4 protein-coding genes and 1 pseudogene are annotated in these 5570 nt (G+C 63.7%); 2 read left to right on the top strand and 3 right to left on the bottom strand.

All coding sequences use genetic code 11. The features are described 5' to 3' along the window. Together IVB32_RS35240 and IVB32_RS35235 are read left to right on the top strand one after the other, a co-directional pair. Positions 1-1305 (top strand): glycosyltransferase family 39 protein (locus IVB32_RS35240; protein ID WP_247412875.1); only part of this gene is annotated, 1305 nt, incomplete at its 5' end. Between the two features lie 187 nt (positions 1306-1492). Further along, entirely contained in the window at positions 1493-2272 is a 780-nt protein-coding gene (locus tag IVB32_RS35235; RefSeq protein WP_018456867.1) for a class II aldolase/adducin family protein, read from the top strand. A 196-nt stretch (positions 2273-2468) separates the two neighbouring features. Here the strand turns inward: IVB32_RS35235 and IVB32_RS35230 are convergent, their stop codons facing one another. The 3 genes and pseudogenes from IVB32_RS35230 to IVB32_RS35220 all read right to left on the bottom strand — a co-directional run. Beyond that, a complete protein-coding gene (locus IVB32_RS35230; protein ID WP_018456868.1) occupies positions 2469-3863 on the bottom strand; it encodes a M20/M25/M40 family metallo-hydrolase in 1395 nt (464 codons plus the stop codon). 53 nt (positions 3864-3916) lie between these two features. After that, positions 3917-5245 carry a glycosyltransferase family 87 protein gene (locus IVB32_RS35225; RefSeq protein ID WP_026233257.1) on the bottom strand — a complete coding sequence of 443 codons (1329 nt, stop codon included), beginning with the start codon at positions 5243-5245 and terminating at the stop codon, positions 3917-3919. Between the two features lie 133 nt (positions 5246-5378). Continuing rightward, positions 5379-5570, bottom strand: a pseudogene (locus tag IVB32_RS35220) (ATPase); the annotation flags it as partial.

The following is a 5570-nucleotide window of genomic DNA, read 5'->3' as shown; positions in this document are numbered from 1 at the left end:
CTTGCCGTGACGTGGCGGCTCGGCCGCCGTATCGGCGGCCCGCTTGCGGGACTTGCCTCACTCTTGCTGCTCGCGCTCTGCCCCATCTTCTACGGCCACATGTTCATGAACCCGAAGGATGCGCCCTTCGCCGTGGCCATGATCATCCTGATGCTGGGCCTTGTGCGCCTCGCCGAGGAATATCCGCGGCCTTCGCCGCGCACGATCTTGATCGTCGGCCTTGGTGCCGGCCTCTCGCTCGGCACCCGCATCCTCGGCGGCCTTGCGCTGGTCTATGCCGTAATCGGCTTCATGCCGCTGTTCCTGGAGGAACTGCGCAGCGAGGGCCTGCGCGAGTCGGTCCGACGCTTCGCTCATGTCGTCTACGTGCTGCTGCCCGGCCTCGTGCTCGGCTATCTCGTGATGGGGCTGATCTGGCCGTGGTCGATCATGGAGCCCGGCAATCCCTTCGAGGCGCTGACCTACTTCTCGCACTTCTTCGAGAAACCCTGGAAGGAGATGTTCGACGGCGCGATCGTATCCGTGCCTGACATGCCCTGGTCCTATCTGCCGACGCTGTTCGCACTTCAGTTGCCCGAGGTGATGCTAGTGCTGACGTTCGGCGCCGTGATCGGCACCTTGGTTATGCTGCCCCGCCGCGAGGTCCCAGCCCGCCGCAAGACCATCCTGCTGATGCTCACGCTCGCCGCGACGCTGCCGCTCGCGATCGCGATGGTGAAGCGACCGGCGCTGTACAATGGCATCCGCCATTTCGTCTTCGTGATCCCGCCGATGGCGGTGCTCGGCGGCGTCGCCTTTGGCTGGGCCATGGAGCGCCTGCGCGCCAATCATCGCACCTGGCAGCCGGTCGTGCTCGCCACCTTCTGCTTTGGCCTTGCGCTCTCGCTCGCCGAGATGATCCGCCTGCATCCCTATCAATACACCCACTTCAACCACATCGCCGGCACCGTGCGCGGCGCCGACGACCGCTTCATGCTGGATTATTGGGGCCTCGCGCTGAAGCAGGCCTCCGACGAATTGCGCGAGCAGCTGGTCGAACGCCAGGAAGTGCCGCCGCGCAACCGGAAATGGAAGGTCGCCGTGTGCGGTCCGCAGCGTCCCGCCCAGGTCGCGCTCGGCCCCGACTTCACCATTGGCTGGGATTCCAATGCCGCCGATTTCGCCATGACGCTCGGTGAGTTCTACTGCAAGGGCCTCACCGCCCCCGTGCTGGTCGAGATCAAGCGCGACGACGTGGTGTTCGCCCGCGTCTACGATATCCGCGGCAGCAGCATTTCCAGCCTGCTCTCGATCCCGGCGCCGTAAAAATTCTTCTCTCTTGTAGGACCGTAGCCCGGATGAGCGCAGCGACATCCGGGGCCTATCAGGCAGCCCCGCATGTCGCTTCGCCCATGCGGGCTACGCTGGACTGCCGCGCTTTGTGTGCCTTGCTGGCAGGTCGCGGCAGGACTACGCTCCCTCCCTGCAACAACGATGTTCGGAGAGATCAGCCATGTCGCCAGCGGAAGCGCGCCTGAAGGAAGTGCCGTCGAACATGACGGAGGCCGAGTGGCAGCAACGGGTCAATCTCGCCGCCTGCTATCGCCTCGTCTCGCTCTACGGCTGGGACGACTTGGTCGACACCCACATCTCAGCGCGCGTGCCCGGCCCCGACCATCATTTCCTCATCAACCCCTACGGGCTGATGTTCGACGAGATCACGGCGTCGAGCCTCGTCAAGGTCGATCTGCACGGCAACCAGCTCTCCGAGAGCGAATACAGCGTCAACCCCGCCGGCTTCACCATCCACTCGGCGATCCACGAGGTTCGCGAGGACGCCATCTGCGTGCTGCATCTTCACACCCTCGACGGCACCGCTGTCTCGAGCAGCGCCGAAGGCCTGCTGCCGCTGAACCAGACCGCCCAGCTCGTCACCCACGACCTCGCCTATCACGACTATGAAGGTATCGCCCTCGACCACGACGAGCGGCCGCGGCTGCAGAAGGACCTAGGCGACCACAACCACATGCTCTTGCGCAACCACGGCACGCTGACGGTCGGGCGCTCGGTCGCCTCGGCCTTCGAGCGCATGTATCACCTCGAGCGAGCCTGCTCGATGCAGGTGCGTACGCGCGCGCTGGGCACGCCGGTCTACCCGGTCGACGATGTCGCGATCGACAAGAACACCGAGCTGCTCGCCAACCGCGACCGCGCCGAGCTGCGCGCCACCAACCTCGTGTGGCCACCGCTGCTACGCAAGCTGGACCGCGAGCTTCCGGGCTACCGCTCTTGAAATTTTCGGGATTTGGTGTAGGGTAACGGTCAACGAACCTCTACGCCTTTTGGAATGAAACGCCGCCCAATTCCGGGCGGCGTTTTTATTTGGCCCCGTCATTGCGAGGAGCGAAGCGACGAAGCAATCCAGGCTGGCGCCGGAGAGAGATTTCTGGATTGCTTCGCTACGCTCGCAATGACGAGGAAAGAGCGCCCTACTTCACCTCCGCCAGCGCCGCGAGGATGCGGGCCCAGGAACGGATGCCTTTCTGGAAACTGCGGAGGTCGTACTTCTCGTTCGGCGAGTGGATATTGTCGTCGTCGAGGCCGAAACCGACGAGCAGCGAATCCAGCCCAAGCGTACGCTTGAAGTCCGCGACGATCGGGATCGAGGCGCCCGAGCCCATCAACACGGTCTCCTTGCCCCATTCCTCGGTCAGCGCGGTCTTGGCCGCGGCGAGCGGCTTCATGTTCCAGTCGAGCGCAATCGCAGGCCCGGCAGAGTGGTCGCCGAACTCGACCTTGCAGTCTCCCGGAATGCGCGCCGTCACGTACTCACGGAAAGCCTTGCGGATCTTTTGCGGATCCTGCCCTTCGACCAGTCGGAACGAGACCTTGGCCGAGGCGTGCGACGGGATCACCGTCTTCGAGCCCTCACCGATATAACCGCCCCAGATGCCGTTGACGTCGCAGGTCGGACGCGTGGAAGCTTGCTCGACCAGGAGCCTGCCCTTCTCGCCGGCCGGTATCGATAGCCCAACGGGCTTGAGGAATGTGTCCGGCGTGAAATCGAGCTTCTTCCACTGCGCGAGAATATCCGGCGGCGTGTCCTTCACCCCATCATAGAAGCCCGGAATGGTGATGCGATTGTCGTCGTCGAACAGCGCGCCGAGAATTTTGGTCAGCACCCGGATCGGGTTCATCGCGCTACCGCCGAACACGCCGGAATGCAGGTCGCGATTGGCGGCGGTGATCTTGAGCTCCTCATAGAGCAGGCCGCGCAGCGAGGTCGTGATCGCCGGCGTGTTGCGGTCCCACATGCCGGTGTCGCAGACCAGCACGTAGTCAGCCTTAAACTCGTCCTTGTTGGCTTCGATGAAGGGCACGAAGTTCTTCGAGCCGACTTCTTCCTCGCCTTCAATCAAAAACGTGACGTCGATCGGCAGCGACCCCGTCACCTTCTTCCAGGCGCGGCAGGCCTCGACGAAGGTCATGACCTGGCCCTTGTCGTCCTCGGCGCCGCGCGCCACGATGATCTTGCGGCCATCGGCATGGTCGGTCACAACAGGCTCGAATGGCGGGCGGTGCCAGAGCTCGAGCGGATCGACCGGCTGCACATCATAGTGGCCGTAGAACAGCACATGCGGACGGCCGCCCGCGAAGCTCTTGCCGACGACCGCGGGATGGCCGGCGGTTGGCCTCACTTCAGTGGCAACGCCGAGGCTCGCGATGTCCCTGGCAAGATGCTCGGCCGCCGCCTTGCAATCGGCCGCGAAGGCCGGATCGGCGGAGATCGACTTGATCCGCAACAGCGAGAACAGGCGCTCCAGGCTGTTGTCGAACTCCTTATCGATGTGGTCGAGCACGGATTGAAGCTGCGCATTTGCCATTGGTCGTATTCCCTGCGTTCGAATCCCAAGACGTCGGGGCTCAAGATGTCTTCTCAAGAACTATCGGCTTTTAGCGCTGCCGCGGCGTTGGGGCCAGCCGCAACCGGCGGATGCCGGATGTGCCATGCGAGACTAGCTGCGAGCACCGCCGTGGCGACGAGGTTGTTGCCCCAGGCCTGCAAGACATTTGGAAACCACGGCAGCGCCAGCAGCATGAGGATGCCGGCGGCGCCAAGGGCGAGCCAGGTTCCAAGGCGCACGTTCGCCCGCTCGTCGAAGGCGGCACGATGCATCAGCACCGTCATCGGGAAGAACAGCCACATGAAGTAGTATTGCCGCGCCAGAGGCGATGCCACCGTCATCAGGCAGAACAGGATGCCGAGTTCCTCGGCGTCCGAACGCGCCGTGCGCCGCGCTTGCCGTGGCATGACCGCGACGAAGCCGAGTCCGAGCAACGCCGACAGCGCCAGCACGATCCAGTTCGCCGTCCTGTAATCGACGTCGATGACATTCATCGTGCGCGGCGGCTTGCTCGGATCCTCCTGATTGTAGTTGATTGGCCGGACCAGCCGGTGCGTGACAGCAATGAGTGACTGGTTCACCCACGACCAGTTCTGCTCGTCGCGCTGGCCAAATCCTTTTTCCGAACTCGACCCGACCATGCCCTGATACCAGGTCTTGACCTCGGCGGCGTTGCGCTCGAAGCCGCGAATGGGGGCCGGCACGATATAGAGAAGTATGCCGGCGAACGCGACCGTAGCGACGGCGGCTCCCCACTTTCGCCGCCAGACCAGATAGGGCAGCACCGCAATGGGAAACACCTTGATGGCGGCGGCGAGCGCGAACATGAAGCCTGCGAGCCAGGAGCGCTGATGCTGCAAACTCCAGAAGCCGTAGAGCATCATCGCCAGCAAGACGAGGTTCGGCTGGCCAAGATCGAACATGTCGAACACGAAGGTCACGGTGACGAGAGCGGGCAGCGCCTCCAGCCAAGGGCCAGGCGTCCGGCCCGAACCGCTCATGGCATTGGAGAGCATCCCGGTGTACCACCACGCCGCAATATTCAGGATCGACAGCACGCTGTAGAGCGCGATCTTGCCGAACCAGCTCGGGACTGCCAGCAGGATCGCCGGCAGCGGTGGGTAGATGAACTCGAAGTACTGGTGGATATCGCCGGGATAGAGCGGCCCACCCTTCAAGACCTGCTGCCCGGCCCAGTACCACAGGCCGTAGTCCTTGGTCTTGCCGTGCCCGAAGATCTCGGGACCAAGGACATCGGCAGCCAGGATGAAGCAGCAGAGCAGGAAGAGCAGGTCGAGTGGCGCACGCAACGACAGGGTTCGGAGTGCGCCGGATCGAACGAAAGATTTAGGTGAGGTCACGATGTGGTCCAGTCAGGGGCCATAGCACCTAGCAGACCAACGAACGCTTGGAGAGTCCTGATCACCCGAATTTGTACCCGCCGCGCACAAGCGGCGGGTTTGCGGAGGAGTTGCCTCAAACGAGGCTTTCTGCCTACCTGCGCAGCAAGCCGCCGAGCGCGCCGCGGACCAGCGTGCGGCCGATCGAGCCACCAAGCTGGCCGGCGACGGACTTGCCGAGATTGGCCGCCATCCCCCCGATTACCTGATTGGTGACCGATCGGGTCACGTCGCGGGCGATGACCTGGCCCGTCGAGAGGCGGCCGCGCTTGACGTTCGTGCCGAA

This window comes from Bradyrhizobium sp. 23 (assembly GCF_023073295.1).
Lineage (GTDB): Bacteria > Pseudomonadota > Alphaproteobacteria > Rhizobiales > Xanthobacteraceae > Bradyrhizobium > Bradyrhizobium canariense_D.
This window is presented reverse-complemented; position numbering and strand designations above follow the sequence as displayed.